The organism is Antarctobacter jejuensis (assembly GCF_052266595.1).
In the GTDB taxonomy this organism is placed as follows: domain Bacteria; phylum Pseudomonadota; class Alphaproteobacteria; order Rhodobacterales; family Rhodobacteraceae; genus Antarctobacter; species Antarctobacter jejuensis.
In genome coordinates this window covers 267,885-294,098 of the sequence record NZ_JBQQXJ010000007.1, presented here as the reverse complement: position 1 = coordinate 294,098, position 26,214 = coordinate 267,885, and the positions used below count along the sequence as shown (strand labels likewise).

At 62.8% G+C, this 26,214-nt stretch carries 28 protein-coding genes; 15 read left to right on the top strand and 13 right to left on the bottom strand.

What is annotated here, in order from left to right:
- Positions 1-161: 161 nt before the first annotated feature.
- A complete protein-coding gene (locus tag ACTXGA_RS12725) occupies positions 162-308 on the top strand; it encodes a hypothetical protein (RefSeq protein WP_443394188.1) in 147 nt (48 codons plus the stop codon).
- A gap of 4 nt (positions 309-312) precedes the next feature.
- On the opposite strand, the gene ACTXGA_RS12720 is transcribed toward ACTXGA_RS12725, so the two are convergent.
- Positions 313-1,164 carry a phosphate acyltransferase gene (locus tag ACTXGA_RS12720; protein WP_443394186.1) on the bottom strand — a complete coding sequence of 284 codons (852 nt, stop codon included), beginning with the start codon at positions 1,162-1,164 and terminating at the stop codon, positions 313-315.
- A 264-nt stretch (positions 1,165-1,428) separates the two neighbouring features.
- Here ACTXGA_RS12720 and ACTXGA_RS12715 point away from each other — a divergent pair, with 264 nt between their 5' ends.
- The 3 genes from ACTXGA_RS12715 (at position 1,429) to ACTXGA_RS12705 (ending at position 5,979) form a co-directional block, all read left to right on the top strand.
- Complete coding sequence (locus tag ACTXGA_RS12715; RefSeq protein ID WP_443394184.1) at positions 1,429-4,242, top strand: molybdopterin oxidoreductase family protein; 2,814 nt, start codon at positions 1,429-1,431, stop codon at positions 4,240-4,242.
- A gap of 115 nt (positions 4,243-4,357) precedes the next feature.
- The gene (locus ACTXGA_RS12710; protein WP_443394182.1) at positions 4,358-5,107 is read left to right on the top strand and encodes a 4Fe-4S dicluster domain-containing protein; all 750 of its coding nucleotides are present in this window, start codon (positions 4,358-4,360) and stop codon (positions 5,105-5,107) included.
- Positions 5,107-5,979 carry a dimethyl sulfoxide reductase anchor subunit family protein gene (locus ACTXGA_RS12705; RefSeq protein ID WP_443394180.1) on the top strand — a complete coding sequence of 291 codons (873 nt, stop codon included), beginning with the start codon at positions 5,107-5,109 and terminating at the stop codon, positions 5,977-5,979. The genes ACTXGA_RS12710 and ACTXGA_RS12705 overlap by 1 nt, the downstream gene beginning before the upstream one ends.
- Before the next feature lie 8 nt (positions 5,980-5,987).
- Here the strand turns inward: ACTXGA_RS12705 and ACTXGA_RS12700 are convergent, their stop codons facing one another.
- The 4 genes from ACTXGA_RS12700 to ACTXGA_RS12685 all read right to left on the bottom strand — a co-directional run bounded on the left by ACTXGA_RS12700 (position 5,988) and on the right by ACTXGA_RS12685 (position 8,669).
- Positions 5,988-6,605, bottom strand: coding sequence for a DUF1523 family protein (locus ACTXGA_RS12700; protein WP_443394178.1), 618 nt, complete (start codon positions 6,603-6,605; stop codon positions 5,988-5,990).
- Between the two features lie 16 nt (positions 6,606-6,621).
- Positions 6,622-6,891 (bottom strand): hypothetical protein, encoded by a 270-nt coding sequence (locus tag ACTXGA_RS12695; protein WP_443394176.1) that lies wholly within the window; start codon positions 6,889-6,891, stop codon positions 6,622-6,624.
- Positions 6,892-6,975: 84 nt separating this feature from the next.
- Complete coding sequence (locus tag ACTXGA_RS12690; RefSeq protein WP_443394174.1) at positions 6,976-7,308, bottom strand: hypothetical protein; 333 nt, start codon at positions 7,306-7,308, stop codon at positions 6,976-6,978.
- 158 nt (positions 7,309-7,466) lie between these two features.
- Positions 7,467-8,669, bottom strand: coding sequence for an aminopeptidase P family protein (locus ACTXGA_RS12685; RefSeq protein WP_443394172.1), 1,203 nt, complete (start codon positions 8,667-8,669; stop codon positions 7,467-7,469).
- 290 nt (positions 8,670-8,959) lie between these two features.
- Here ACTXGA_RS12685 and ACTXGA_RS12680 point away from each other — a divergent pair, with 290 nt between their 5' ends.
- From ACTXGA_RS12680 to ACTXGA_RS12670, 3 genes are all read left to right on the top strand, one after another.
- Positions 8,960-9,757: an alpha/beta fold hydrolase gene (locus ACTXGA_RS12680; protein WP_443394170.1), complete on the top strand. Its 798-nt coding sequence runs from the start codon at positions 8,960-8,962 to the stop codon at positions 9,755-9,757.
- Positions 9,758-9,835: 78 nt separating this feature from the next.
- Positions 9,836-10,543, top strand: coding sequence for an NYN domain-containing protein (locus tag ACTXGA_RS12675; RefSeq protein ID WP_443394168.1), 708 nt, complete (start codon positions 9,836-9,838; stop codon positions 10,541-10,543).
- 153 nt (positions 10,544-10,696) lie between these two features.
- Positions 10,697-10,879 (top strand): hypothetical protein, encoded by a 183-nt coding sequence (locus tag ACTXGA_RS12670; protein WP_443394167.1) that lies wholly within the window; start codon positions 10,697-10,699, stop codon positions 10,877-10,879.
- Between the two features lie 14 nt (positions 10,880-10,893).
- Here ACTXGA_RS12670 and ACTXGA_RS12665 read toward each other — a convergent pair whose 3' ends face one another.
- Entirely contained in the window at positions 10,894-11,829 is a 936-nt protein-coding gene (locus ACTXGA_RS12665; protein ID WP_443394166.1) for an AEC family transporter, read from the bottom strand.
- A 250-nt stretch (positions 11,830-12,079) separates the two neighbouring features.
- Between ACTXGA_RS12665 and ACTXGA_RS12660 the strand changes: the two genes are divergently transcribed.
- Together ACTXGA_RS12660 and ACTXGA_RS12655 are read left to right on the top strand one after the other, a co-directional pair.
- Positions 12,080-12,940, top strand: a complete 861-nt coding sequence (locus tag ACTXGA_RS12660; RefSeq protein ID WP_443394164.1) for a fatty acid desaturase family protein — start codon at positions 12,080-12,082, stop codon at positions 12,938-12,940.
- The gene (locus ACTXGA_RS12655; RefSeq protein ID WP_443394162.1) at positions 12,937-13,827 is read left to right on the top strand and encodes a CPBP family intramembrane glutamic endopeptidase; all 891 of its coding nucleotides are present in this window, start codon (positions 12,937-12,939) and stop codon (positions 13,825-13,827) included. The genes ACTXGA_RS12660 and ACTXGA_RS12655 overlap by 4 nt, the downstream gene beginning before the upstream one ends.
- A gap of 51 nt (positions 13,828-13,878) precedes the next feature.
- Here the strand turns inward: ACTXGA_RS12655 and ACTXGA_RS12650 are convergent, their stop codons facing one another.
- Positions 13,879-14,811: a porin gene (locus ACTXGA_RS12650; protein WP_443394161.1), complete on the bottom strand. Its 933-nt coding sequence runs from the start codon at positions 14,809-14,811 to the stop codon at positions 13,879-13,881.
- A gap of 244 nt (positions 14,812-15,055) precedes the next feature.
- Between ACTXGA_RS12650 and accD the strand changes: the two genes are divergently transcribed.
- The 4 genes from accD to ACTXGA_RS12630 all read left to right on the top strand — a co-directional run bounded on the left by accD (position 15,056) and on the right by ACTXGA_RS12630 (position 19,064).
- Positions 15,056-15,997 (top strand): acetyl-CoA carboxylase, carboxyltransferase subunit beta, encoded by a 942-nt coding sequence (gene accD / locus ACTXGA_RS12645; RefSeq protein WP_443394159.1) that lies wholly within the window; start codon positions 15,056-15,058, stop codon positions 15,995-15,997.
- A gap of 25 nt (positions 15,998-16,022) precedes the next feature.
- Entirely contained in the window at positions 16,023-17,306 is a 1,284-nt protein-coding gene (locus ACTXGA_RS12640; RefSeq protein ID WP_443394157.1) for a bifunctional folylpolyglutamate synthase/dihydrofolate synthase, read from the top strand.
- Between the two features lie 191 nt (positions 17,307-17,497).
- Positions 17,498-18,127, top strand: a complete 630-nt coding sequence (locus ACTXGA_RS12635) for a rhodanese-like domain-containing protein (protein ID WP_443394155.1) — start codon at positions 17,498-17,500, stop codon at positions 18,125-18,127.
- A gap of 37 nt (positions 18,128-18,164) precedes the next feature.
- On the top strand, positions 18,165-19,064 hold the full coding sequence (locus ACTXGA_RS12630) for a LysM peptidoglycan-binding domain-containing protein (RefSeq protein ID WP_443394153.1): 900 nt from the start codon (positions 18,165-18,167) through the stop codon (positions 19,062-19,064).
- An 82-nt stretch (positions 19,065-19,146) separates the two neighbouring features.
- On the opposite strand, the gene zapE is transcribed toward ACTXGA_RS12630, so the two are convergent.
- A complete protein-coding gene (gene zapE, locus ACTXGA_RS12625) occupies positions 19,147-20,202 on the bottom strand; it encodes a cell division protein ZapE (protein ID WP_443394151.1) in 1,056 nt (351 codons plus the stop codon).
- A 111-nt stretch (positions 20,203-20,313) separates the two neighbouring features.
- Between zapE and ACTXGA_RS12620 the strand changes: the two genes are divergently transcribed.
- Complete coding sequence (locus tag ACTXGA_RS12620; RefSeq protein WP_443394149.1) at positions 20,314-21,042, top strand: leucine-rich repeat domain-containing protein; 729 nt, start codon at positions 20,314-20,316, stop codon at positions 21,040-21,042.
- 89 nt (positions 21,043-21,131) lie between these two features.
- Positions 21,132-22,373, top strand: coding sequence for an MFS transporter (locus tag ACTXGA_RS12615; RefSeq protein ID WP_443394147.1), 1,242 nt, complete (start codon positions 21,132-21,134; stop codon positions 22,371-22,373).
- Positions 22,374-22,447: 74 nt separating this feature from the next.
- On the opposite strand, the gene ACTXGA_RS12610 is transcribed toward ACTXGA_RS12615, so the two are convergent.
- Genes ACTXGA_RS12610 through fghA form a run of 5 tightly spaced genes read right to left on the bottom strand, consistent with a single transcriptional unit; the run spans position 22,448 to position 26,193 of the window.
- Entirely contained in the window at positions 22,448-23,368 is a 921-nt protein-coding gene (locus tag ACTXGA_RS12610; protein ID WP_443394145.1) for an alpha/beta fold hydrolase, read from the bottom strand.
- Positions 23,365-24,273, bottom strand: coding sequence for an ornithine cyclodeaminase family protein (locus tag ACTXGA_RS12605; protein ID WP_443394143.1), 909 nt, complete (start codon positions 24,271-24,273; stop codon positions 23,365-23,367). Before ACTXGA_RS12605 ends, ACTXGA_RS12610 begins: the two co-directional genes overlap by 4 nt.
- A complete protein-coding gene (locus tag ACTXGA_RS12600; RefSeq protein ID WP_443394141.1) occupies positions 24,270-24,890 on the bottom strand; it encodes an HAD family hydrolase in 621 nt (206 codons plus the stop codon). Before ACTXGA_RS12600 ends, ACTXGA_RS12605 begins: the two co-directional genes overlap by 4 nt.
- Positions 24,887-25,342, bottom strand: a complete 456-nt coding sequence (locus ACTXGA_RS12595; protein WP_443394139.1) for a YaiI/YqxD family protein — start codon at positions 25,340-25,342, stop codon at positions 24,887-24,889. The genes ACTXGA_RS12600 and ACTXGA_RS12595 overlap by 4 nt, the downstream gene beginning before the upstream one ends.
- 20 nt (positions 25,343-25,362) lie before the next feature.
- Complete coding sequence (gene fghA, locus ACTXGA_RS12590; RefSeq protein ID WP_443394137.1) at positions 25,363-26,193, bottom strand: S-formylglutathione hydrolase; 831 nt, start codon at positions 26,191-26,193, stop codon at positions 25,363-25,365.
- Positions 26,194-26,214: the final 21 nt, after the last annotated feature.

Genomic DNA, 26,214 nt, shown 5'->3' with positions numbered 1-26,214 from the left:
CAAGGACCAGATGGCCGGCAAGACCACCCTGATCGAGGCCATGATCAACCAGGAACTCGGCGAACCCTTCCGCCGCGACGCCATGAAAAAACCCGTCGCCGTCGCAGGCATCGACAAGGCCGATATGCGGCCGCAGTCACCGGCAAAGGCTGCCGAGTGAGATGACCGGGACGACCGCGGACGTCCTTGTCCTGAACGTCGGGTCGTCTTCGATCAAACTGGCGCTTTTTGGCACCGCCCTGCACGAGGTGTTGCGGGGCGGAGTTGACAGGCTGGGTCCCGAGGCGGAGGTGCGGGTGCTCTCATGACCCCTCAGGCAAGCGCCAGCGTCACCGCCGTGGCCGCAACGATATCCTCCACCGTCGCCCCGCGCGACAAGTCGCAGACCGGTTTGCGGAAACCTTGCAGGATCGGACCCAGCGCCTGCGCCCCGGCCAGCTCCTGCGCCAGCTTGTACGCGATATTGCCCGCATCCAGATCCGGAAAGACCAGCACGTTGGCGTCGCCGGAACCCAGCCCCTTTTTCGCGGCAATGGCGGGGCTTAGCGCCGCATCCGCCTGTAGGGGACCGGGATATCCGGTCAGCTCTGCGGCCTGCCGTACGCGGTCGACGCTGTCGCCGGAGCCACTGACGCCGGTCGAAAACGACAGCAATGCCACACGGGCTTGCCCCAAAAGTGCCGTGCCCGTAGCGGCAGAGGCGCGCGCGATGGCGGCCAGCCCTTCGGAATCGGGGGACACGTTCACCGCGCAATCGGCGAAGATCAATTCGCGACCGTCCGGAAAGATCATCAGAAAGAAGGACGAGGGCAGAGTCACTCCCTCGGCCAGCCCTATGGCAATGCTGGCGGCCTCGATCACGCGCCGCGTCGGGGCGTCGGCCCCCGCCACCATGGCCTCTGCCTCTCCGGCCGCGACCATGGCCGCCGCGCGGTACAGCGGACGCTCCAGCAACCGGCGCGCGATCCCTTCTTTCATACCGCGCCCCTCGACCAGCGCCGCGATCATCGCGTCGGATGTCGGGCGCAGCCCGACGGGCTGTGCCAATCCCTCCGCAGCCAGTCGCTTTGCGGCCGAGGCCACGCGGGGGTCGTCCATCTCTGGCAAAACCACGCGCGCCTGTCGGTTCCGGGCAACCGCGATCACGCGTTCCATTACCGCCATGTCAAACCCTCTCTCCCCCTCTTCAGGCGCCACCTTGCGCGGGTGCAGTCACCAAGATCAACCTCTGAGGTTTCTCTCGGCCTGCGGGGTGCGGGGGCTTGACCCGGGTAGAACGTTGGTCCCGAATGGCGGGGTTTTCACGGGAAGTCCGACCGATCCGGTCATCGCTTGTGAAACGGTATACGGACATCTTGCCGTTTGGCGGAATTGATATACGAATGATGTATCTACCGCTGCGCGCGGTCGGCAAGAGGGGAGGCAGACATGGGGCAGCCGCAGGTTGAAACATCGCCAAAGGTCTCGGACGAGGTTCGCAAGACCACCTGCTACATGTGCGCCTGCCGCTGCGGCATCAACGTTCACATGAAGAACGGCAAGGTCGCCTATATCGAGGGCAACAGGGACCACCCGATCAACAAGGGGGTGCTCTGCGCCAAGGGCAGCGCGGGTATCATGCAGCACAACGCGCCTTCGCGCCTGCGCGCACCTTTGCGCCGGGTCGGTCCGCGTGGATCGGGCGAGTTCGAGGAAATCAGCTGGGACGAGGCGCTTGAGACTGCGGTTTCGTGGCTCAAACCGTTGCGTGAAACCGCGCCGGAAAAGCTGGCGTTTTTCACCGGGCGGGACCAATCACAAAGCTTCACCGGCTGGTGGGCGCAGGCCTATGGCACACCGAACTTCGCCGCGCATGGCGGTTTCTGTTCGGTCAACATGGCGGCAGCGGGCATCTACACCATGGGCGGCGCATTCTGGGAGTTCGGATCGCCCGATTGGGAGCATGCAAAACTCTTCCTGCTGTTCGGCGTGGCCGAGGATCATGACAGCAACCCGATCAAGATGGGGCTGGGCCGACTGAAAGAGCGCGGAGCCAAGGTGATCGGGGTCAACCCGATCCGCTCTGGCTACAACGCGGTGGCCGATGACTGGATCGGGATCACGCCGGGCACCGACGGGCTGCTGATCATGTCGCTGATCCATTGCCTGCTGAAGGCCGGGCGCATTGACGCTGACTACCTTGCGCAATTCACCAATGCGCCGGTCCTTGTGAACGGGGATGTCTCCTCACCTGACTTTGGCCTGTTCCTGCGCGACGAAGACGGCAAGCCGCAGGTTCTGGACCGCGCGACAGGCAAGCTGACCGCTTGGGACAGACCGGGCGTCAAGCCGGACCTGACCGGCAGCATCCGCCGTGCGGGTGTGACCCATGCCAGTGTCATGCACAAGCTGGTCGAGCGGTACATGGACGCTCAATACGCGCCCGAAGCGGTGGCAGAGCGTTGCGGCTTGACGCCAGAGCGCATCCGCACGCTGGCGGCGGAACTGGCCCGCGCGGCGTTTGACGATCCCGTGGTGCTGGACAGGCCGTGGACCGATTTCCGTGGCCGGAAGCACGACAAGATGATTGGCCGCCCGGTTGCGATCCACGCCATGCGCGGGATCTCTGCCCATGCCAACGGCTTTCAGACCTGCCGCGCGCTGCACCTGCTGCAGATCCTGTTGGGCGCGGTGGAAACACCGGGCGGGATGCGATTCAAACCGCCCTATCCCAAACCGCCGGAAATCCACCCCCGTCCGCATGCAAAGGCGACACCCGGTCAGCCGTTGAACGGTCCACACCTCGGCTACCCGATGGGGCCCGAGGATCTTGCGCTGGACGATAACGGGCAACCGTTGCGCATCGACAAGGCGTTCACATGGGAAAACCCCATGTCGGTGCACGGGCTGATGCATATGGTCATCTCCAACGCCCACGCCGGTGATCCCTACAAGATCGACACGCTGTTTCTCTACATGGCGAACATGGCGTGGAACTCTTCGATGAACACCCGCAGCGTCATGGAGATGTTGACCGACACGGATGAAACCGGCGACTACAAAATCCCGCATATCATCTACTCAGACGCCTATTCCTCGGAAATGGTCGCCTATGCCGACCTGATCCTGCCGGACACCACCTATCTGGAACGGCACGATTGCATCTCGCTGCTGGACCGCCCGATTTCCGAGCCTGGGGCGGCGGCGGATGCGATCCGCTGGCCAGTGGTGCAACCCGACCGGGATGTTCGGGGGTTCCAGTCTGTCCTGCTGGACCTTGGCGCGCGATTGGGCCTGCCGGGGATGGTCAACTCGGACGGCACCCCGACTTACGAAGACTACGCAGACTACATCATCAATCATCAGCGCAAACCGGGCATCGGCCCGCTGGCCGGCTGGCGGATGTCCGAGACAGGCCTGACCCACGGCAGGGGAGAGCCAAACGCCGCCCAGATCGACAGCTACATCGCGGGCGGCGGCTTTTGCACCATCCATATTCCCGAACAGGCGCAATATTTCAAACCCTGGAACGCGGCCTATCAGGACTGGGCTGTCCAGACCGGCCTTTATGACAAGTCCGCGCCCTACCTGTTTCAGCTCTATGCCGAGCCGCTGCGCCGCTTTCAGCGCGCTGCCGAAGGCCACGGAGACCGGCAGCCGCCGGACCATCTGCGCGACCAGATCCGCGAAAAGCTCGATCCGCTGCCGCTCTGGTATGCCCCCGACGCCGGGGATCCGGGCAGCTATCCGATCCATGCTCTGACGCAACGGCCCATGGCGATGTACCACAGCTGGGGCACGCAGAACGCTTGGCTGCGCCAGTTGCACGGGCGCAACCCGATGTACCTGCCAACCGGTTTGATGCGGGAAAACGGGCTGCAGGACGGTGACTGGGCCCGCATCACCTCGCCGCACGGTCAGATCACCGTTCCGGTCGCGGAAATGGCCGCGCTGAATCCGAACACGATCTGGACGTGGAATGCCATCGGGAAACGCAAGGGTGCATGGGCACTGAAACCGGATGCCCCCGAAGCGACCAAGGGTTTCCTGCTCAACCACCTGATCCACGAGTTGCTGCCGCCCAAGGGCGATGGCCTGCGCTGGTCCAACTCGGACCCGGTCACCGGACAGGCGGCCTGGTTCGACCTGCGTGTCAGGATCGAAAAGGCGGATCCCCCGACCGAAAGCCAACCTGCCTTCGACCCCATCACCTCCCCGGTCGGACAAGGCCCCGACCAACTGACATGGTCGTCCGGAACCTGATGCTTCTTTGGGCTCGAAATACCTCGGGGGAGTCGCCCCAGGCGACTGGGGGTGGAACCCCCACGCAAAAAACCTGTGCGGCGTCAGCCGCGCCGCTGGATCACGGGGGCAAGCCATGACCACCCTTCCCACCTCGACCGAACGAACCCTCGGGCTGGTGATCGACCTTGACACCTGCGTCGGGTGTCATGCCTGCGTGATCTCCTGCAAGGGCTGGAACACCGAGAACTACGGCGCCCCCCTGTCCGATCAGGATCCCTATGGTGCCGATCCTTCCGGCACCTTCCTGAACCGCGTGCACAGCTATGAGGCGCAGCCGCAGGATGCGCCCGCGCAGTTGATCCACTTTCCCAAATCCTGCCTGCATTGCGCTGATGCGCCTTGCGTGACCGTCTGCCCGACCGGCGCCAGTTACAAACGGACCGAAGACGGGATCGTTCTGGTCAACGAAAGCGACTGTATCGGCTGCGGTCTCTGCGCATGGGCCTGTCCCTATGGCGCGCGGGAACTGGATCTGGCGGCGGGCGTGATGAAGAAATGCACGCTTTGCGTTGATCGCATCTATAACGAAAACCTCCCCGAAGAGGATCGGACCCCTGCCTGTGTGCGCAGCTGCCCGGCGGGCGCACGGCATTTTGGCGACCTGTCCGATCCAGACAGCGCGGTCAGCCAGCTTGTTGTTGAACGGGGCGGCATGGACCTGATGCCGGAACAGGGCACAAAGCCTGTCAACAAGTACCTGCCACCGCGTCCCAAGGACAACTGGCAGGGGGAGGTGGACGTGCTGGCGCCCTTCCTCGAACCCGTCGCCGAAGAACCGCGCGGCCTGCTGGCCTGGCTTGACAAGACGCTGGAGAAACTCTGATGCATCCGGCGCCTTCCATCATCGCCTTCACCACCTTTTCCGGTCTCGGGTTGGGCCTGCTGTTCTGGCTGGGCATTGATGCCGATCCGCCGACCGGCTGGGTCGCCTTCGTCTTTTTCCTGATCGCTTTTGCGCTGGCGGGCGGCGGGTTGATGGCCTCGACGCTTCACCTCGGCCGACCGGAACGCGCGCTCAAGGCGTTCACGCAGTGGCGGTCAAGCTGGCTGTCGCGTGAGGCCTGGACCGCATTGGCAGCACTTTTGCTCATGGGTCTCTACGCAGCACTTCTGGTCTTTTTCGGGCTGCATTTTGCTCCGCTTGGCTGGCTGGGGGCCGCGATGTGCCTCGCCACGGTGTTCACGACCTCGATGATCTACACCCAACTCAAGACCGTGCCGCGCTGGCACCATTGGTCCACGCCGGTGCTGTTCCAGCTGTACGCCTTGGGTGGCGGGGCACTGCTGTCGGGGCGGGTGAGTATCGGGATGGTCCTGATCGCCTTGGCGGCTTTGGCGCAGGCGGGATGGTGGCTGGCGGGCGACCAGCGTTTCGCGCAATCGGGCACGACACTGGCCAGCGCCACCGGACTGGGCGGCATCGGCACCGTGCGCGCGTTTGAGCCGCCGCACACCGGATCAAACTACCTGATGCGAGAGATGATCCACGTCGTCGGACGCAAGCACGCCATCAAACTGCGGGTGATCTCTCTGCTGTTGATCGTTGTGCTGCCGGGGCTGTTGCTGCTGTTGCCCTTCGGGCATGTGTTTGCCTTGGTGGCCGTGCTGGCACATGTGGGCGGCGTGCTGGTTTCGCGCTGGCTGTTCTTTGCAGAAGCCGAGCATGTCGTCGGCCTCTACTATGGCAAACGTTAGGGGCGGATTTACCGCCGCCTGAACAGTCCCCTGACCCGGTCCCCGCCTTCATCCAGCTTGTCGCCAGCCGCTTCCAGAACCGGGTCGACCCGGTTGGACCAGAACCGGATCCAGCGCACGCGGATCGCCCAGACCAGGGCGGCGAGGGTCAGCAGGATCACGATGTTCAGCCAGGGGATGATGGTCGCGTCCGGCCCGTCGACCGGGCGGATGGAGACGGCATTGGGGAAGATCGAGATGAATTCGTTGCGCCAGCCATAGTGGCGGATCGCCACCCAGCGGGGGTTGTCGGCGGTGGATTTGGCATCCGCGGCTTCGGCCTGCAGGTTCGAGGTGTCGAACTTGAAATAGGGCGGCCAGCCCCATCCGGTGTCCTCGTTCCGGTAGACCATGACACTGTCATCGGCGCGCCGCGTCTGGATGAAGAAGACATCGCGCGAGGTTGCCTCTGTCGGGCTGTTGCCCACATCCGCCTGCGCCCAGAACCAGAGATTTTCGCCCGGGTTCACGCGTTTCTCGTAGGTGTCCGTGACGCGCGCGATATCGTGTTGCGGCAGCGTATAGTGGAGAAAGGCCGCCACGATCAGCCAGAACAGAATGATCAGGGTCCATTTCACGTATTTCATGCGGGCCGCGCCTTTGTCAGTGAAAGTTGGTCAAGTAGACGATGAGGGTGACGAGGCCAAGAGGCAAGACATAGACCAGCGCGATCAGCGTTCTGTGGCGGCGGCGGTCATATTCGGCCAGATGATCACGCACATAATCGTCCTTAGAGCGCGATTCCGCGGTTTCCGCGGCCCAGTCGATTTCCAGCAGCTCACGGCGGCGGGCACGCAGGTACAGCCACAGCGATCCGTAAACCACCGTCAACACCACAGCCGCCATGATCAGGAACCGCGCCAGCGCGAACATGCCCATCCTCCTGTTATTGAGGTGGCGCGGCAGGGGGCAAAAATCAACGGGAAAAGCGGGTAAAGGACGGCAAATCGACCGGTTCTACCAAGTTGCGGTCTTCCACCGGCGCGGGGCGGTGATCACCACCAGCAGCAGGATCGGCGCCCAGATCATCCCAGCACTTGCCCCCAGTTTCAGAAAATGACCGATCCCGGCCTGCGGAACCTGCCCGATCAGTGACAGGACGCGCGGATCCTGCAGGGCATAGAGCGCTGCGAAACCGGCAGAAGCGGCGAGCCACGTCAGCAGGGTCGCGATCAACCCGGTTGCCGCGATGCCCGGCAGGCTTTCAGGCATGAGAAACTCGATCCCGCGCGTGATCAGCACCGTGACAATGGCAAGCGCGAGGATGGGCAGGACAAGCTGGGCAATCATGGTGAAAGGATGGGGGTGGTCCGTCGTCGTTTCAATGGCGTCATGCGGACTGTCGTGTGGGCCGGTGGCGCAATGGAAACCCTTTGCCCAATTGCAGGCACGATCACCCGTCGGGCGGCAAAGGCAATCTTGCGCCTCCGCCGCCCTGTCGGGTCTTCTCAGCCGACCACGTTGAAACCCGGACCATAGGGGTAGCGGGTGATGTTCTCATTGCCGTCTTCGGTGATGACAAGGATGTCATGCTCGCGATAGCCGCCCGCGCCGGGCTGCCCTTCGGCAATCGTCAGCATCGGTTCCATGCTAATCACCATGCCCGGTTCCAGAACCGTGTCGATGTCCTCGCGCAGTTCCAGCCCGGCTTCGCGCCCATAGTAATGAGACAGCACGCCGAAGGAATGGCCGTATCCGAACGTGCGGTATTGCAGCAGGTCGCGTTCCGCGAAGAAGGCGTTGATCTTCTCGGTCACCTCGGCGCAGGACACGCCCGGTTTCAGCAGGCTCATGCCGTATTCATGGGCGGCCACGTTCGCCTCCCAGATCTTCAGGCTGGCGTCATCGACCTCTTGCACGAACAGCGTGCGTTCCAGCGCGGTGTAATAGCCAGAGATCATCGGGAAGGCGTTCAGCGACAGGATATCACCGCGTTCCAGCACCCGGCCCGTGACCGGGTTGTGTGCGCCATCGGTGTTGATGCCGGACTGAAACCAGACCCAAGTGTCACGGTATTCGGCATCGGGAAAGCGTTTGGCGATTTCCAGTTCCATCGCGTCGCGGCCCGCCATGGCGATGTCGATCTCCCGCACGCCGGGCCGGATCGCGTCTCGGATCGCATAGCCGCCCACATCGGCCACCTGTGCGCCATGGCGGATCAGGTCAATCTCGGCGGGGGATTTGTGCATTCGCTGGCGCATGGTGGCGGGGGCCACGTCGATGGCGCGTTCGGGACGCAAAAAATCGTCCATCAGCGCCTTTTGCACCAGTGTCATGTGATCGGCCTCATAGCCCAGCGCCTTTTCCACGCCGGTGACAGAGGCGATGGCGCGCCAGTAATTGTTCCGTTCCCAGTCGGTGTAGGTGATGTTGTCCCCGTGGCAGCGCCGCCACGGCTGGGCCGCGTCGATGCCTGCACTGATGGTGACGCTGTCGGTAGGCGTCACCACAAGGGCATAGGGCCGGCCGAAGGCGCAATAAAGAAAGCCCGAGTAATAGGCGACGTTGTGCATCGAGGTGAGGATGACGGCATCCAGCCCCGACTGCGCCATGGTCTCGCGCAGGCCACTGAGGCGGGCGTCATATTCCTGCGACGCAAAGGAGAGGACGCGATCCCCCTGATGAAAACGGTAAAACTGCGGACGTTCCATATTGACCCTCCGGACGCGCGGCAGGACCTTCCCTCACCGCGCTGGCAAAGTAAGATCCCGGCGTTCAGGACGGCTTGACGGGCGGATCAGCGGCGACGCCATCGCCTTGCCCGCGCACAGGATGCTGCGGCGCGGCGGGCTGTGCAAGCCCAATTGCGCCCTGTGAATGTCGCGATCGGGCCGCGGCGCGTGGTTTCGCGCCGCCTGATGCGATCCACTTCCAACAAGCAGCGGTTGGATTGTCACGATGGCCCTCGGCGTGTTTCATGGTGCAAGCGGAGGCGCCGGACATGTCATTTGAGCTTGAATCACGAGGTGAAGGCACGCCTGTGCTATTCCTGCCCGGTTCCTACAGCACGCCGCGTGCGTGGTCGGGCGTCTTGGACCAACTGGACCGTCTGGATGGCTGGCAGAAGATGTCCGTCAGCCTGCCGGGATACGGCAGTTCACGGGAACGGCGCGATCCGCAGGACTGCCGCATGGCGGATCTGGTTGCATTCGTCGAGGATGTCGCGGCTGAGATCGGGCGGCCCTTCCACCTGATCGGACACTCGTTTGGCGGTCAGATCGCCTTGGCGGCCGCGCTGGAAGGGCGGTTGCCCGTTCTCAGCCTGGCGACCTTCGAGGCGAATCCGATCTATGCACGTTCCGGCGACACGGCCTTTGACTGGCGGCAGGCGTTGGACGACATGATCCCCCGATTCAAAGCGGCTGTGGAGGCCCGAGACCCAGAGGCGGCCGGGATCATCATCGATTACTACTGTGGGCCGGGGGTCTTTGCCGCGATGCCCGAACAGATCCGTGCTTTTTGCGCGGCAACCGCCGCCAGCAACGTGCTGGATTGGTACACGGCGCAGGATTTCTCGCCGTTGTTCCGGGACTTTGCGGCGGTTTCCGTTCCGGTGACGCTGTGCCGTGGTGCCCGTGCCAATGCGGCGATCCGGGATGTGACTGCCGCGCTTGCCGCTGCCATGCCGCATGCGTGGACAGAAAACGTGGAGGGGGCGGATCACTTCCTGATCTCGACCCACCCGGAAGACTGCGCACGGATCATCGCGGCCCATCTTGCACGCGCTTCGGGTGGTTGAGGACCACGATTGCTGTCATAGTGAGGCCAAGCGACAAAACCGCCAGAAACGGAAAACCGGACTGGCAAGAGAGGCAATATGGCAGACAACACGCTACTCGCGGTGCTGATCGACGCGGACAATACTTCGCCGAAATACACCAAGGCGATCTTTGACGAGATCGCGATCCTTGGCGAGGCGTCGGTGCGGCGCTGCTATGGGGACTTTTCCAGCCAGCAGATGTCCGGCTGGAACAAGGTGCAGGCGGATTTTGGCATCGTGCCGCACCATTCGCCCGCCAATACCGTGGGCAAGAACGCCAGCGACATCGCGCTGGTGATCGACGCGATGGACCTGATGCATACCGGCCGGTTCGACGGTTTCGTTCTGGTCAGTTCCGACAGTGATTTCACGCGGCTGGCCAGCCGCATCCGCGAACAGGGGTTGGATGTCTATGGCATGGGGATGCAGAAGACACCGGATGCCTTCCGCAAGGCCTGCAAGCGGTTCATCTTTCTGGAAAACCTGGATTCAGCGCCCGAAAAGGCTTCGGGTGGCAAATCCGCGAAGAAGACCGATCTGACAGCGGCGCGGGATCTGATCTTCAAGGCGATGGAATCGATCGACCAAGACGACGAATGGTATCGTCTGGGCGATATCGGGCAGGTCATCACGGCGGCCAACCCGGATTTCGACACCCGCAGCTATGGCAAGCGCAAGCTGTCCGATCTGGTGACGGAGCTGAAGGTGTTCGAAACCAAGAAAAGCACCAGCGGCAATCAGGTGCTGGTCCGCCGGGTCGACTGACAGGTTTTGGTTTCGATCAGGGAACCTGTCCGCTGTTGGGGCGTTGTCCTCTGTTCTGTTCCTTTCGCGGGCCTGTCCCGCGGAGGGCGGCAAAAGAGTTTCGCGTCGTGCCAGACGCGGCATTTCGCCAAGGCAGTAGAGGAGGGCTGACTGATGGACATGGTCAAGACAAAGGAAATCGCACATGCGCTTTACCGCGCGCATGGCGGCAAGGCCGAGGCCGAAGCCGCGCAGCGTGAACGCAAGTCACGGGATGAGGGCAATGATCAAGAGGCCGAATCCTGGCGGGCGATCCGCAGCAGCATCCGGCAGCTTCGCGGCGCAAATCAGAGCTGACGGAGGGTCGCTCCTCAGGGCCACCAACTGGTGACCGTGGCGATGATCGCGCTGACCGTCAGGATGCTGGCGGCGGTCGAAATCAGGATCGAGGCAGACACGCGCTGAGGCGCGATGCCGTAGTGTTGGGCAAGGATAAAGACGTTGCCCGCAACGGGCAGCGCTGCGGCCGAAACCGCGACGGAGGCGCGATAGGCGTCAACCGGAAAGAACACATAGACGCCAAGCCCGACGAACAGGGGGTGCAGGATCAGCTTGGCAAAGCTCATCCAGACAGCGATTCGCACCCGCTCGGCCGATTTCGATGCCAGAGAAGCGCCGATAGCAAACAGGGCGCCGGGGGTGGCCGCATTGCCCAGTGTGGTCAGGAAACTGTTGGCGACGTCTGGCACCATCATGCCGCTGGCCGAGACCGCAAGGCCAAGACCGATGGACACGATCATCGGGTTTTTCAGCAGGCCCATCAGCAGCTTTCGCAGGATGCCCAGACCCATGTGCCCCTCTCGTGCGGCTGTCACCATCAGTGTCAGCAGCGAAGAAAAGACAATCAAGTCGATGGAGAGGATCAGGATGATCGGGCCGACGGCCTCTTGTCCCAGAAGAAGCGCAAGCATCGGCACACCCAGAAAGCCGGTGTTGCCGATGGCGGCGCATTGCGCCTCGATCGAGGCGGTGGCCAGATCCAGCCTGCGGGCAAAGGCCACCAGCATCCCGATGGCCCAGGTGAAGGCGGTGCCCCAGAGGTAGGCCGCCGCAAGGCGCGGCTCAAAGATCTCGTCAAAGCGCAGGTTGGCGGAAAACCGGAACAGCATCGCCGAAAGGGCAAAGTAGAAGACGAACTTCGTCAGGGCGGCAGAGGCTTCCTGCGAAAAGAACTGCGTCTTTGCCGCGCCGTAGCCCAGTCCGATCAGGCCGAAGAACGGCAAGGTCTTGAGGAAGATCTCCAGCATGGAGTTGGATTATCATGCGGCGAAGCGGGGTCAATGCCGCGCAGTACGATGTGCCGGTCTCTCAAAGCTGTCGGATATGTGATGCTCTTGCACCGCGACGGAGCGTTTCATCGCGCGGTTCAGCGGGTTTGAACCGTTGACAGCAGGGGAGGTCGGGCCGGAACATGAGGGTATGACACCCGGCAAGGCCTTTCTGACATCCGATGAGATTCGGAGCCTCGCGCAGCGATCCAACCTTTGGGGCGCTGTGATGCTCCTGCATTGCTGGGGGCTGATCCTGCTGTCGGTGGTGCTGTTCCTGTCGTGGCCGAATGTGGTGACCTTCGTGCTGGCATTCATGGTGATCGGGTCGCGCCAATTGGGCCTTGCGATCCTGATGCATGAGGCGGCCCACAACGCGCTGTTCAAATCGCGGCGTCTGAACGAGTTCGCGGGTGCGTGGCTGTGTGGTGCCCCCATCCTTGCGGATCTGGGCGCCTACCGGCATTACCACTTGATGCACCACCGCCATACGCAGACAGAGAATGATCCGGACTTGCGGCTGTCCAAGCCCTTTCCGACGACCCGCGCGTCCCTGCGGCGGAAACTGATCCGCGACATCACGGGGCAAACGGGCATCAAACAGCGCGCGGCACAGATCCTGTTCTCGCTGCGTCTGGTCGGAGAGACGGAAGGCGTCAGCAGTCAGGATCTGGCGCAGGCCTTCAACGGACCAGTGCTGCGCCGGGCCCTTGTGGCGAACGGAGTGCTGTTTGCGCTGTTCTGGGGGATGGTCGGTTGGTGGCTGTGGTTTGCGCTGTGGCTCTTGCCCCTGCTGACATGGTTCCAGCTGGTCCTGCGCATTCGCAACATCGCCGAACACGGGGTGGTCGAATTTTCCGACAATCCCCTGCGCAACACCCGGACCACGCTGGCCGGCCCGCTGGAGCGGCTGTTTCTGGCGCCCTATTGGGTGAACTATCATCTGGAGCATCACCTTGTGATGCATGTTCCGGCGCATAACCTGCCCCGGATGCACGCGTTGCTGCGGGAAAAAGGCGTCGCGGAGCGGATGACCGTTGCGCTCGGCTATGCCGAGGTCCTGCGCGCAGCCTCTTCGCGCCCTGCATGAACTATCAGCGCCACCGCCAGATGACCGATCCCGGCAAGGCGCGGCCAGAATTGTGGCGGCTGTGCATCGGGCTGGTTCTGGCCGTGGTGATCTGGTTCGGGCTGGCGCGCGGATTGGTGGCGGTTCTGGGCAGCCTGATGGATCAGGACGCCTACCTGACCCTGCTGGAACAGTTGCAGAGCGGTACGACGCCCGGTGCCCTGCTGTTCCTATTGTTCCTGACCGGCGCGCTGGCGGCCGGGGCGATGGTGGTTGCCGAGGTGCTGCACGACAGGCCCGGTCTGGGCCTGTTGGGACCTTGGGCGCAGTTCCGGGGTGACTTTCTCAGGGTTGCGGGGGCGATCGCGGTGCTGAACCTGATAATCCTGATCCTGCCCCCTTGGGATCTGGTGCCGGAAACGACGCCCGGACTGGCGCCGCGCGACTGGATGCTGTTTCTGCCGACGACGCTGGCGGTGCTGCTGATCCAGACCGGCGCCGAAGAGGTGTTTTTCCGCGGCTACTTCCAGTCACAACTGGCGGTGCGCTTCCGGCATCCTGCGGTCTGGCTGATCGTGCCCTCGATGGTCTTTGGCATGGGGCATTACCTGCCAGAGGTTTATGGTGAGAACGCGCTGATGGTTGCCCTGTGGAGCGTGGCCTTCGGGCTGGCGGCGGGGGATCTGACCGCGCGGACCGGCAATCTGGGCGCGGCGGTGGCACTGCACTTCGTGAACAACTTCCTTGCCATCGCTGTCGTCTCGCTCAAGGGCGAGATGTCCGGCCTTGCCTTGCGGCAATACCCCTTTGGCCCCGAGGATGTGGATGCGGTTGGGGCTTTGTTGCCCTTCGACCTTGCGCTGATCTTTCTCAGCTGGCTGGCCGCGCGCGTGGCGTTGCGGGTCTGACGCAAAAGGGCCGGACGCATGCCCGGCCCTTTCGTTACCTGATCGGTCTGCTCAGAATTGCAGGCCGAAAATGTGTTCGCCAATTCCGGACAGGCGATCTGTCGTGGTTTCGTAAGAGGCGGGCTTGTCGCCAAGATCCATGCTGATACCGATGCCGACGCCGGTCACGTCGTCGATACCGGAGGCAGAGAACTTGGAGGCGTCCGCGAAGACGCGCGCCTTTGGCGTGAAGTTGTACGCGGCGCCAAGGCGGAAACCGTCAAGATCCTGGCTGTCGGCCGACAGATAGACGTAGCTGCCGTAGACCGAGAACTTCGGGTTGAAGTCGTATTCGCCCGACAGGGCCACGAGGCTCAGATCGGTGCTGGCGATGTCGATGGTCGCAGCGTCCAGATTGGCCTGCCAGTTGCCGCCGTCATAGCCAAGGGTCACGATCATCAGCGGCGTGTCGATTGCGTTGAACTGATCATCGACCCAATGCGCCGAAACCGAAGCGTTCAGTCCCTGCGGACCTTCATAACCGACATGCAGCCCCCAAAGGCTATCGACACCGACCAGGTTCTTGTTTTCCACTTCGGAATAGCTGACGCGACCGAAGTAGTTGCCGTTGTCATAGGCTAGGCCCGCTTCTTTCAGGTGCAGGTTCAGACCGGCGACAACGCCGCCCGAAAGGCTGCTGGCAGAGAGGTCGGCGCGGAAATACTCGCCAAAGGTATAACCAAGGCCCAAATTATAGGTGTCGAGGGTCAGCGTGACAGCAGCGGCATCGCTGTCGACGTCGGCGGTCATGCCGCCCAGCCATGCGTCGAAACCGCTGCCCAGCTTCACGCCGAATTCGGCGGCGAAGATCGTGGCATCGATGGATACACCGTCAGTGTCGAGCGATTGGTAATCAGCCAGCAGGCCACCATAGGTAAGTTCTTGCGCGGAAACGCTGGACGCGACGAAAAAAGCCCCTGCCGCAAGGAGGGAGGACGTTCTCATTGTTTTTCTCCGGTACTGCTCGTGCGTTAAATTTGAACGCTAGTGGGAAAACTATACGATTGGGTAGGGCTGAGCGACAGGGGGCACTTCAAAAAATTAATGTAAGCTTAACAGCAGTGTTGTGGGTGCGACACATCCGGGATGCGGGGGGCCATCAAGGGCTTCGACGCTGAAACCACCTGTTCAATTGCATTTCTTCGCACCTGCGCATAAATCACGGCCAAGTGCAATTGCCGGGGCCGATATGAACTGGATCACAAACTACGTCCGTCCGCGGATCAACTCGATCTTCTCGCGCCGCGAGGTGCCGGAAAACCTGTGGTCCAAGTGTGACGGGTGTGGAACCATGCTGTTCCACCGAGAAATCAGCGACAACCTGAATGTCTGCACCAACTGCGGGCATCACATGCACATCACCCCGCGCGACCGGTTCCTGTCGCTGTTCGACGGCGGTGTCTTTGCAGAAGTAGCGGTGCCCGAACCGGTGACCGATCCGCTGCACTTCCGCGACCAGAAACGATACCCCGACCGGATGAAGGCGGCTCAGAAGGGCACAGGCGAACGTGAGGCAATGCTGGTTGCTGCGGGTGAGATCGGGCGCACGCCCATCGTGGCCGCTGCGCAGGACTTCAGCTTTATGGGCGGGTCGATGGGGATGTATGTCGGCAACGCCATCATCGCCGCCGCGCAAGAAGCCGTCAAACTGCACCGGCCGCTGATCCTGTTCTCTGCCGCCGGGGGCGCGCGGATGCAGGAAGGCATCCTGAGCCTGATGCAGATGCCGCGCACCACCGTTGCCGTGCAGATGCTGAAAGAGGCGGGCCTGCCTTATATCGTGGTGCTGACGCATCCGACGACCGGGGGTGTCACGGCGTCCTACGCCATGTTGGGGGATGTGCAAATCGCGGAACCCAACGCGCTGATCTGTTTCGCCGGCCCGCGCGTGATCGAACAGACGATCCGCGAAAAACTGCCCGAAGGATTCCAGCGCGCCGAATACCTGCTGGAACACGGGATGCTGGACCGCGTGACCGACCGCCGCCAGATGCGTGAAGAGCTCATCGTGATCACCCGGATGCTGATGGACATGCCGCCCGCGACATGGGGCGACCTGCCCGCGCCCGGTTCGGAAGAGCTGAAGCCCGAGGCGAAACCCAACGCAGCGCTGGACAAGGCCAAGGGGTAACACCCGTTTCTGGAAAGATCCGCAGATGAGTGACGCCGGGCAAGGCTCTGACGTGCTGCTGCAGCGCATGATGGCGCTGCATCCCAAGATCATCGACCTGACACTGGACCGTGTCTGGCGCCTGCTGGAGGCGCTGGACCATCCTGAGAAGCGCCTGCCGCCGGTTGTGCATCTGGCCGGGACCAATGGCAAAGGCTCGACCCAGGCGATGATCCGGGCGGGGCTGGAGGCCACGGGACAGCGCGTGCATGCCTATACCTCTCCGCATCTGGCACGGTTTCATGAACGCATCCGTTTGGCGGGGGAATTGATTTCCGAGGCTGACCTGACAGCCGTTCTGGATGAATGCGTCGAGGCCAATGGCACGGACGCGATCACCTATTTCGAGATCACGACCTGCGCTGCCTTGCTGGCGATGAGCCGGGTTCCGGCGGATTACGTCCTGTTGGAAACGGGGCTTGGCGGGCGGCTGGACGCGACCAACGTGATCGCCCGGCCAGCGGCGACCGTGATCACCCCGATCTCGATGGATCATGAGCAATACCTTGGCGATACGCTGGCCAAGATCGCCGGTGAAAAGGCGGGCATTCTCAAACGCGGCGTGCCCTGCATCGTTGGCCCGCAGCCAGAAGCGGCGCTGGAGGTGATCGAGGCCCGCGCGGCGGCCCTTGGCGCGCCCGTGCTGGCGCATGGGCAGCACTGGCATGTCTGGGAAGAGCGCGGGCGTCTGGTGTTTCAGGATGAAAGCGGGCTGCTGGACCTGCCTCTGCCGGTGTTGCCGGGCGCGCACCAGTTGCAGAATGCGGGGGCGGCACTCGCCGTATTACGGCTGTTGCAGGCGGGCGAGGCGGCCTATGAAGGCGCTATGGCGCGGGCCGAATGGCCTGCGCGGATGCAGCGGTTGCGCAGGGGGCCACTGGCAGAGGCCGCACCGCAGGGCGAGCTTTGGCTTGACGGTGGCCACAACCCGGCAGCGGGAGAGGCGCTGGCCACGCATCTGGCGGGGCTTTCGGGCCGCAAGATGCATCTGATCTGCGGCATGCTGAACACCAAGGATGCGCGCGGTTTCCTGCGGCCCTTGGCAGCGGTGGCCGAAAGCCTGACGGCGGTGACGATCCCGGGAGAGACAAACACCCTGCCCGCGGAAGAGACCGCCCGTCTGGCCACGGAGGTCGGTCACTCGGCCATCGTCGCCGGTGACGTTCAACAGGCCATGACAGCCATCCTGTCAAAGGATCCGCAGGCCCGCATCCTGATTTGCGGATCGCTGTACCTTGCCGGTTGGGTGCTGCGTCATCACATGGCCTGACCGTGGCTTTGCGCTAAGTGTCTGAAAAACGAATCGCTTTCTGCGAATCGGATTGATTTCCCCAGAAAAAAACAGGTTGCGAATCGCTTCTCCTTGACTGATTCGCGGCGCCCCAGCTATATTTGGTCAAGCTGCTACGTCGGAACACATCAGGCTGCCGTGTTCTGCCGTATCTTGGGGGACTTTTCGCGATGCTATACCAGATGCGCTGCGCATTTGCGCTACTGCTGTGTCTCACGGTGGTGCCTGCTGCAGCGCAGGAGGTCAAGATCACGCCGGAGACTGCTTCGCGCTCGATCTGGCTCAATGGCGAAAACATCGTGATCGAACGGATTCAGGAGACCTCGAACCGGCTGGACCCTGAATTTTCCAAGACATCGCGCCCCTGTCCGCCCTTCTGCATCCACCCGATCAGCGCCGCCGAGGGCGTTATGACGGTCGGGGAAATCGAGGTCATCGATTTCATTGAAAACACGGTCGCAGAGGGCAAGGGCCTGCTGATCGACAGCCGCATGCCGGATTGGTTCCAAAAGGGAACGATCCCCGGGTCGGTAAACGTGCCTTATCCCACCCTTGAGGCCAGCAACCCCTACCGCGACCAGATCATCGAGGCCCTGGGCGGGGTCAGGGATGGTGCGGGCTGGGATTTCAGTAATGCGCTGGACCTGCTGATGTTTTGCAACGGGCCGTGGTGCGATCATGGCCCGCAGGCGATCCGCAACCTGACTGATGCAGGCTATCCACCTGAAAAGATTCTCTATTATCGGGGCGGCATGCAGGTTTGGCTGCTGTTGGGGCTGACCGTGAAGGTGCCGGCGTGACGCGGGACGGGAAAGGGAGGCAGACAGGGTGATTCGGATGATCCTGATGGGAGTGGCCTTCCTCGGCATTTCGACCGCGCTGATTGTCCTTCAGCCCGGTTCCAGACAGGCGCGGGACAGCATGGCGGGCGCTGCCGCCCCGACAGCCGTGACCCGTGCTGCCGCAACGCCGGATTCCTTTTCCCGAACCGCCTCTCCTGACGTAGCTCCCCGGGTGAATGCTGATGTTTCCAGCGTTCTGGCGGCGCTTGTGCGGGAGCCGCAACAGCCTGCGGAGCGCTTCAGGGCCGACGCGCAGGACAATCCGGCACTGGCAATCACGGCGGCTATCAAGGCTTCACAGCAACCTCAGGACGGGGATCTGGCGCAGACGACCAGAGCCATCGTTGCGGAGTTGAACCGGTTTTCGTCCCGCGGGGCCGAAGACGCCGCCCTGCTAACCATGACACAGGGCGTGCTGAGCAAATTGTCCGGCGCGACGATCGGTGACAGCGGGACGGCACAGGGCCGCCTTCGGGCGCTGGTGGCGCAATCCCTGCGCGCAGGGCAGTCGGACGCCTATCTGGACGCCGTGCTGAACGAGGCCCGCGACTCCGGGCAATTGGTGGTGCACGAAGCGCTGATCACCTCCAACGGCAAGGTCGATACGACGACATTACTGGCATCACTGGTGCAGCGATCACTGGTGCAGCGATCACTGGTGCAGCGATCGGTGGGCGTGGCGCCATCGGCAGTTGTGGCCTCGCCGCCGCGCGTGCGGTCATCCGGCCAGACTGAAACCTACATTGTGCAGCCGGGCGACAGTCTGGCGGCAATTTCCTATCGCTACTACGGCGACACACTTCGGTACACGGTGATCTTCGATGCGAACCGCGACAAGATCAGCGCCCCGGACAAGATCCGGATTGGCCAAAAACTGGCCATCCCGGTGCTCTGAATAATCAACAGGCAAGCAACGAGCATAAAACTGGGGCCGGTTCTTCCGGCCCCTTCTTTTTTTGTCCTGTGCTGTTGGGCCCTTACAATGCCCAGTCTGCCGATTGCATTTCGCGCAGGCGCGACGCGGTGCGTTCGAATTCGAAACTGCCCGACCCTTCGACATACAGCATCTCTGGCTCCGCGGCGGCAGAGGCGACAAGTTTGACCCTTGCCTCGTACAGCGCGTCGATCAGGGTGACAAAGCGCTTGGCCTCGTTGAAGTTGTGCCGCGAAAGTTGTGGGATGTTTTCCATGATCAGCACGCGGACACTATCGGCCAGCTTGAGGTAATCCGCCGGGCCCAGCATCCGCCCGCAAAGATCAAAGAAAGAGGCCCGCGCCACACCGTTGTGATAGCGCGGCAGTTCGACCTCGCGGCCCTTGACGTGCAGGGTCAGCGTTTCTTCCAATCCGTGGGTCAGTTCTTCCCACAGGGCGTCGAGCTCGGCCCGGGCTTCGGCATTGGCGGGCGTGAAAAAGACCTTGGCCCCGGCCAGCCGATCCTGCCGGTGATCGCGGTCAGAGGCCAGTTCGCGCACCTCCATCCGCTCTTTCAGCAATGCGATGAAGGGCAGGAACAACTGCCGGTTCAACCCGTCCTTGTAGAGGTCATCCGGCACCCGGTTCGACGTGGTGATCACGGTGGTGCCAGCCTCGAACAGGTTTTCGAACAGCCGCCCGACGATCATGGCGTCGGCGATATCGGTGATCTGCATCTCGTCAAAGGCGAGGATGCGCACCGCGTCGCTGACCGATTTGGCAACCGGCTTGATCGGATCTTCGACGCCGTCCTTGCGCAGGCGGTGAATCTCGGTCTGAATTTCCTGCATGAAGGCGTGGAAGTGCACGCGGCGGGCGGGTACTTCCAACGTTTCGACGAACAGGTCCATGACCATCGACTTGCCGCGCCCGACCCCGCCCCAGAGATACAGCCCCTTGGGCGCCTCGACGCTGCGCCGGAAAAAGCCGCGTTTCACCGGCTGTGAAAGGTCCGCACGCAGGCGCTCCAGTTCTGGCAGCACGGCTTGCTGCGCCGGATCCGGCTTGATCCGGCCTTCGGCGACTCGGGTTTTGTAGAGGTCTGTGACGCTTGGCATGCCTTCGCATACCGAATGCGTGGACCGTTGTGTAGAGCAAGCTTGCAGTCGGGCGCTTGAACGGGCCTTGGCGGCATGCCAGTCTGTCCGGCGGGCAATTTGCGAGGGTGCATGGCGCAGGGCGGAAACGACGCAGAATTGGACGCCGAGGTGCGGGACATCATCCAATCGGTCAAGCTGCACCGCGGCGAGGGGCTGTCCTTTCTGTACCTGGAACATCCGGGACCGTTGCGTCGGCTTCCGCCAGAGATCGGACGATTGGATTGGATGACGTGGCTGGATCTGGAGGGAACGCAGATCGCTGATCTGCAGCCGCTGGCGCCGCTCACACAGATAGAAAAGCTTGACCTGCGCATGACACGGGTCACTGACCTTTCACCCCTTTCCGGGATGCGCAGGCTGCGCAACCTGTATCTGGAAGGATCGCCAGTTGCGGATCTGTCACCGCTGGCGGGGCTGACGCGGCTAAAGGACCTGTGGTTGAACGGCACCAAGGTCACGGATCTGTCGCCGCTGGCAAGCTGCAAGGGGCTGCAGACGCTTTCACTTCGCCGCACAGAGGTGACGGACCTTTCGCCGCTGGCGGACCTGCCAGAACTGGCCATTCTGGATATAACCGAAACACAGGTTTCCGATCTGTCGCCGCTGCTGCGCCTGCCCAGTTTCTGCGAGGCCGAGGGCGACGTCGGTTTTTCATTCGAGGACACGCCCGCAGTTGCGCGCAGCAAGGCGCTGGCAAGGATTGCCGAGGAAGAGGATGATCCGACAAGGCGTGCCGAACTGGTCTTGGATCACCTCATGGGCGGGACGCGTACCAAGACTTGGCGCGGCGACGCATAAATAAAACTGAGCTGAAACATCATGTATTCGCGTTTGACGATCATGGTCCAAGAGGGCAGAAACTGCGCGTTCTGTCAGGAGCTTGTTCCATGTCCGCGCGTGCGTCTCTGTTCAATCCGGTCCTGATCACCGGCTGTGTCATCATCATGGTGACCTTTGCCGTGCGCGCCAGCTTTGGCGTGTTCCAGATCCCCATTGCCGAGGAATTCGGCTGGGCACGGGCGGAATTCAGCCTTGCCATCGCGATCCAGAACCTTGCTTGGGGCATTGGTCAGCCGCTGTTCGGTGCCTTTGCCGAACGGTTGGGGGATCGGCTGGCCATCGTACTTGGCGCGGTTCTCTATGCCGTCGGGTTGGTGCTGTCGGGGTTCGCCACTGATCCCTTCACCATGCAGGCGCTTGAGGTGCTTGTGGGCTTTGGCATCGCAGGCACCGGGTTTGGCGTGATCCTTGCGGTGGTCGGGCGCGCCTCCAGCGATCAAAACCGGTCCATGTCATTGGCCATTGCCACGGCGGCAGGCAGTTCCGGCCAGATCATCGGCGCCCCCGTGGCCGAGGCGCTGCTGTCCATCATGAGCTGGCAAATGGTGTTCTTCATCTTCGCGGCGGCGGTTCTGTCGGTGCTGTTGACCCTGCCGGCCATGCGCGCGCCTGTCGCGACAAAGATGGAACTGGAAGAGAGCATGGGCGTGATCCTCGGCCGTGCGTTCCGTGATCCGTCGTTTTCGCTGATCTTCATCGGGTTCTTTTCCTGCGGCTATCAGCTTGCCTTTGTCACGGCGCATTTCCCGGCTTTCGTGACAGAGATGTGCGGACCGATCATGGCAGGCGGGGTGCTGCATTCCATCGGGGTGACGACGACCTCTGCACTGGGGGCGTTTTCCATCGCGCTGATCGGGGTGTTCAACATCGCCGGGACGCTGACCGCGGGGTGGCTGGGCAGCCGGTTTTCCAAAAAATATCTCTTGGCGCTGATTTACACCGCGCGGACCGTCGCGGCGGCGGTGTTCATCTTGTTGCCGATCACGCCGGGCAGCGTGTTGGTGTTCTCGGCGGTCATGGGGTCGCTCTGGCTGGCGACGGTGCCGCTGACCTCAGGCCTTGTCGCGCATCTCTACGGGCTGCGCTACATGGGAACACTGTATGGCGTGGTGTTCCTCAGCCACCAGATCGGCGGCTTCATGGGGGTTTGGCTGGGCGGGCGTCTGTATGACATCTCCGGCGATTACACGCTGGTCTGGTGGATCGGCGTGGGTGTCGGTGCGCTGAGCGCGCTGGTGCATCTGCCGATCCGCGAAAACCGGACCGGCCCTGTGGCTGTGGCGGCGTAGGGCAAGGGGGCTCTGCCCCCGTCTCCTTGCGGTCGACTTTCCCGAGGTATTTGAAAGCTCAAAGAAGGACGGGATCAGTTCATCCGGGCGATGGCCTGCGCCAGTTGGCGCGTATGGGTGTATGGCAGGCCGTGGCCCGCGCTGTCGATGACCTCTTGTCGGGCATTGCGGTTCCACAGGGCGAGGGTGTCCTTGGCGCGGATCGGGATGGTGCGGTCCTCGCGGCCCCAGATGGCCGTGACTGGCGTGCCGTTGGCGGCAATCCGGCGATGCTCAACCTCCAGCGGGCGACCAAGCTGGCCGCGCAGGGAGGAAAGGACAGAGCGCAGGTAGCCGCGCCGGTCGAGTTGCGCGAGTTGCCTGTCGGCGATGTTCTCCACCGATCCGGGCTGGTCGCGTTCGGCCTCGATCCCCGTGCGCAGTTGCGACGGGTAACCGAGGTGAAAAGCCCAGTCGCCCAGCAGCGGCACGTCGCGTGTGAAGCGGGCCAGCTGCCCGAGGTCGTGTCCCATCCCGGCCGGAGCAATCAGTATGACGCGTTCTGTGCGTTCGGGGTGTGCCGCGGCAAAGCTGGCGGCGATGGCGCCGCCCATGGAATAGCCGATCAGGGTCACAGGAGCGTCCACGCCCTGATGGTCCAGCAGATCGCGCAACTGCCGGGTAAAGAATTGCGCCGTGTTGCGGGCGCATGGCGCATCCGAAAACCCGCGTCCGTACAGATCATAGGTCAGGACCCGATAGCCAGCGGTGAGCAGATGAGGGGTCAGCCCCTCCCAGACGAATGAAGGCGTCGTCAGCCCGTGGATGCACAGCGCCACGGGTGCCTCTTTTGGCCCGGACCATCGGTAATGCGTCTTTCCTTGCGACAGATCGGCGAATGCGCCGGTCGCCTTGTCGCGGAGGGCGGCGATGGGTTTGCGCCGATATTCGAGATATCCGGGTAGGGCGGTGGCGGAGAGACCAGCCAGGGTCAATGCGCCGCCAAGAAAGGTCATGCCGCCCGCCAGGCGTCGAGGATGTAGCGCGCGCACATCAGGTCCAGATGCGCGCCGCCGCCATTCTTGAACAGGGTGATTTCATCGTCGTTCTGCCGCCGAAACCGGCCGGGGGCGTAATAGTCGGCGATGATGTCATCACTTGTGATCACCCCATTGGCGATAGGGATTTTCAGCTCTCCGATATGGCCAACAGTGGTGTCGAAGCTGTCCACGAAGAGGCGGCAGCGTTGGATGGCTGTGTCGTCAGCCTCTCTCATGTCGGGGCGATAAGCGCCAATGAGGTCGATGTGCTGGCCGGGCTGAAACCAATCGCCTTTCAGGACCGGGTCGGTCGACATGGTGGCGGAGCTGACGATATCTGCATCCCGCACGGCCTGTTCCAGATCTTCGGCCCATTTGATCCCGCGTTCATTGGCAAAGGCGCGGGCCTTGTCGGGAGTGCGATTCCAGACGGTGAATTCGGCCTTGGGGAAGCCCGCCGAATAGGCCTCGATCAGCGAGGCGCCAACGGTGCCTGCGCCGACGATCAGGATCTTGCGGCTGTCCGGTCGGGCGAGTTTGAGCGCCGCGCAGAGACTGTCGCCCGCGGTCTTCCACTTGGTGACAAGGTGGAAGTCGACCACAGCTGACAGGCTGCCATCCCAGTCGTCGAACAGGTTCACGGCACCGCCGATCATCGGCAGGCCCCTGGCCGGGTTGCCCGGGAAGACCGTGGCGGCCTTGACCGCGATGCCCAGCCCGTCGATCCATGCAGACCGATTGAGCAGGGTGTCATCGCCGCGGTAGAGAAAGACATCCTCGATTTCCGCCTTGGGGCGCTGGTGGCCCGCATCGAAGGCGCGGGTCAGGGCAATCCAGTCCAGGTGTTTCTCACCTTCGTCAAAGGGGATGATGGTGGTCATCGCGCCTCGCTTTCGGTCAACAGGCCCTCTGCGACCAGCCGATCCGCCCAGCCGTCCGGCCCGGTGAAGAGATGCCCATTCCAGCCGCGCGCCTCTGCCGCGGCGATGTTGTCGGCGCGGTCGTCGGCAAAGAGCAGCGCCTCTCCCGGCAGGCCAAGATGCTCCTCGACCATTTCGTAGATGCGCGCCTCTGGCTTGATGACGCCCATGTGGCCGCTGACAAAGGCGTGGTCGAATTCGTTCAGGAAATCATAGGCCGGGGTGGCGATGGTCCATGTGCCGATGCCGAAGTTGGTCAGCGCGTGGACCGCGTGCCCCTTGGCGCGCAATGCCCGCAGCAGGCGGACAGATCGGGGGATCGCGGGTTTCGCCATTTCCAGCCAGTCATCGTGCCAGAGCCGGATTTCTGCGGCCCAGGCGGGGGTTTTCTGTGCCCAGTCATAGACGGTCTGTCGGAAATCGCCGCCGCGGTCGATGATGTCGTTCATGCCGTGCAGGTCGAGTTCGGCGAACATGGCGCGGCGGCGGTCCTCGCCGATTTTCGCGTCGTAATAGCGTTCCGGTTGCCATTCGATCAGGACGTTGCCGATGTCGAAGATCACTGCCTGTACGGTCATTTCGTCTCTTTCGCCGCCTGTCGCAGCGCCCGTTCCAAAGCGTCGAGGAAACGGCTGCGGTCGGCCTTTGTAAACCCCTTGCCAGAGCCCTGCCGAAAGGGATCAGCGGCGCGCAGATCGGACATGAGATCGCGCATGGCAAGCTGCTGGCCGATGTTGGCCTCTGTCAGGGCGCTGCCGTCATGGCGCAGCACCAGCGCACCCGCCGCGACGCATTTCGCAGCCAGCGGGATATCGGCGGTGATCACCACGTCGCCGGGGCCCGCATTGTCTGCGATCCACTTGTCCGCCTCATCGGGACCTTCGGCGACAATTTTCAGCGTGACCAGAGGATTGCGCGGCGGGCGCAACCCACCGTTGGCGACCAGCACCATCGGCAGACGGTGGCGGGTGGCCACCGTTTCGCACTCGGCCTTGACCGGGCAGGCATCGGCATCAACGTATAGGGTCATGTCATGCACCCACGCCCGGATCAGGCATGCAGAGCCTCCGCGTGGAAAGCGACGTGATCTTCCATGAAGGTCGAGACGAAGAAGTAGCTGTGGTCATAGCCTTTCTGCATCCGGAAGATCCCGTCTTGACGCCGCGCCGCCATCGCCTCTGCCAGCGCCTCGGGTTTCAGCAGATCGAGGAATTGATCGTTCGCGCCCTGATCGATCAGAACCGGCCCGTCAAATCCTGTCTCGCGCATCCGCAGCGAGGAATCATGTTTGGCCCATGTGGATTCATCATCGCCAAGGTATGCCGAGAGCTGCTTGCGGCCCCAGTCGGACGCCGTCGGATTCGCGATGGGGGCAAAGGCAGACACAGAGGCAAATCTGCCGGGGAGGTTCATCGCCAGCGTCAGCGCGCCGTGACCACCCATGGAATGCCCGGTGATGGCCTGACGATCCATGTCCAGCGCAAAGTTTTCACCCACCAGTGCGGGCAGTTCTTCGGCCACATAGTCCCACATGCGGAAGTGCGGGGCCCAAGGCGTCTGCGTGGCGTTGACATAGAACCCGGCACCCTTGCCAAGGTCATAGGCCTCGTCGTCGGCCACGTCCTCGCCGCGCGGCGAGGTGTCGGGAAAGATCAGTGCAATGCCCTGTTCTGCGGCCCAGGACTGTGCGCCGGCCTTGATCATGGCGTTTTCGTGCGTGCAGGTCAGGCCCGAGAGATACCACAACACGGGCACCGGGACGTGCGCCGCCTCTTCGGGCAGGAACAGGCCAAAGGTCATTTCACAGGAACAGGCGGCGGAGTCGTGTGCGTACACACCTTGGACACCGCCAAAGCATTTGTTTTCGGATAGGGTCTTCATGTTCACTCCACAGGGGCGGCC

What these genes read in the sequence shown, in the direction of transcription:
- ACTXGA_RS12725 (WP_443394188.1), top strand. Translation starts at nt 162, where the DNA reads ATGACCGGGACGACCGCGGACGTCCTTGTCCTGAACGTCGGGTCGTCT.
- ACTXGA_RS12720 (WP_443394186.1), bottom strand. Translation starts at nt 1,164, where the DNA reads ATGGCGGTAATGGAACGCGTGATCGCGGTTGCCCGGAACCGACAGGCG.
- ACTXGA_RS12715 (WP_443394184.1), top strand. Translation starts at nt 1,429, where the DNA reads ATGGGGCAGCCGCAGGTTGAAACATCGCCAAAGGTCTCGGACGAGGTT.
- ACTXGA_RS12710 (WP_443394182.1), top strand. Translation starts at nt 4,358, where the DNA reads ATGACCACCCTTCCCACCTCGACCGAACGAACCCTCGGGCTGGTGATC.
- ACTXGA_RS12705 (WP_443394180.1), top strand. Translation starts at nt 5,107, where the DNA reads ATGCATCCGGCGCCTTCCATCATCGCCTTCACCACCTTTTCCGGTCTC.
- ACTXGA_RS12700 (WP_443394178.1), bottom strand. Translation starts at nt 6,605, where the DNA reads ATGAAATACGTGAAATGGACCCTGATCATTCTGTTCTGGCTGATCGTG.
- ACTXGA_RS12695 (WP_443394176.1), bottom strand. Translation starts at nt 6,891, where the DNA reads ATGTTCGCGCTGGCGCGGTTCCTGATCATGGCGGCTGTGGTGTTGACG.
- ACTXGA_RS12690 (WP_443394174.1), bottom strand. Translation starts at nt 7,308, where the DNA reads ATGATTGCCCAGCTTGTCCTGCCCATCCTCGCGCTTGCCATTGTCACG.
- ACTXGA_RS12685 (WP_443394172.1), bottom strand. Translation starts at nt 8,669, where the DNA reads ATGGAACGTCCGCAGTTTTACCGTTTTCATCAGGGGGATCGCGTCCTC.
- ACTXGA_RS12680 (WP_443394170.1), top strand. Translation starts at nt 8,960, where the DNA reads ATGTCATTTGAGCTTGAATCACGAGGTGAAGGCACGCCTGTGCTATTC.
- ACTXGA_RS12675 (WP_443394168.1), top strand. Translation starts at nt 9,836, where the DNA reads ATGGCAGACAACACGCTACTCGCGGTGCTGATCGACGCGGACAATACT.
- ACTXGA_RS12670 (WP_443394167.1), top strand. Translation starts at nt 10,697, where the DNA reads ATGGACATGGTCAAGACAAAGGAAATCGCACATGCGCTTTACCGCGCG.
- ACTXGA_RS12665 (WP_443394166.1), bottom strand. Translation starts at nt 11,829, where the DNA reads ATGCTGGAGATCTTCCTCAAGACCTTGCCGTTCTTCGGCCTGATCGGA.
- ACTXGA_RS12660 (WP_443394164.1), top strand. Translation starts at nt 12,080, where the DNA reads ATGCTCCTGCATTGCTGGGGGCTGATCCTGCTGTCGGTGGTGCTGTTC.
- ACTXGA_RS12655 (WP_443394162.1), top strand. Translation starts at nt 12,937, where the DNA reads ATGAACTATCAGCGCCACCGCCAGATGACCGATCCCGGCAAGGCGCGG.
- ACTXGA_RS12650 (WP_443394161.1), bottom strand. Translation starts at nt 14,811, where the DNA reads ATGAGAACGTCCTCCCTCCTTGCGGCAGGGGCTTTTTTCGTCGCGTCC.
- accD (WP_443394159.1), top strand. Translation starts at nt 15,056, where the DNA reads ATGAACTGGATCACAAACTACGTCCGTCCGCGGATCAACTCGATCTTC.
- ACTXGA_RS12640 (WP_443394157.1), top strand. Translation starts at nt 16,023, where the DNA reads ATGAGTGACGCCGGGCAAGGCTCTGACGTGCTGCTGCAGCGCATGATG.
- ACTXGA_RS12635 (WP_443394155.1), top strand. Translation starts at nt 17,498, where the DNA reads ATGCTATACCAGATGCGCTGCGCATTTGCGCTACTGCTGTGTCTCACG.
- ACTXGA_RS12630 (WP_443394153.1), top strand. Translation starts at nt 18,165, where the DNA reads ATGATCCTGATGGGAGTGGCCTTCCTCGGCATTTCGACCGCGCTGATT.
- zapE (WP_443394151.1), bottom strand. Translation starts at nt 20,202, where the DNA reads ATGCCAAGCGTCACAGACCTCTACAAAACCCGAGTCGCCGAAGGCCGG.
- ACTXGA_RS12620 (WP_443394149.1), top strand. Translation starts at nt 20,314, where the DNA reads ATGGCGCAGGGCGGAAACGACGCAGAATTGGACGCCGAGGTGCGGGAC.
- ACTXGA_RS12615 (WP_443394147.1), top strand. Translation starts at nt 21,132, where the DNA reads ATGTCCGCGCGTGCGTCTCTGTTCAATCCGGTCCTGATCACCGGCTGT.
- ACTXGA_RS12610 (WP_443394145.1), bottom strand. Translation starts at nt 23,368, where the DNA reads ATGACCTTTCTTGGCGGCGCATTGACCCTGGCTGGTCTCTCCGCCACC.
- ACTXGA_RS12605 (WP_443394143.1), bottom strand. Translation starts at nt 24,273, where the DNA reads ATGACCACCATCATCCCCTTTGACGAAGGTGAGAAACACCTGGACTGG.
- ACTXGA_RS12600 (WP_443394141.1), bottom strand. Translation starts at nt 24,890, where the DNA reads ATGACCGTACAGGCAGTGATCTTCGACATCGGCAACGTCCTGATCGAA.
- ACTXGA_RS12595 (WP_443394139.1), bottom strand. Translation starts at nt 25,342, where the DNA reads ATGACCCTATACGTTGATGCCGATGCCTGCCCGGTCAAGGCCGAGTGC.
- fghA (WP_443394137.1), bottom strand. Translation starts at nt 26,193, where the DNA reads ATGAAGACCCTATCCGAAAACAAATGCTTTGGCGGTGTCCAAGGTGTG.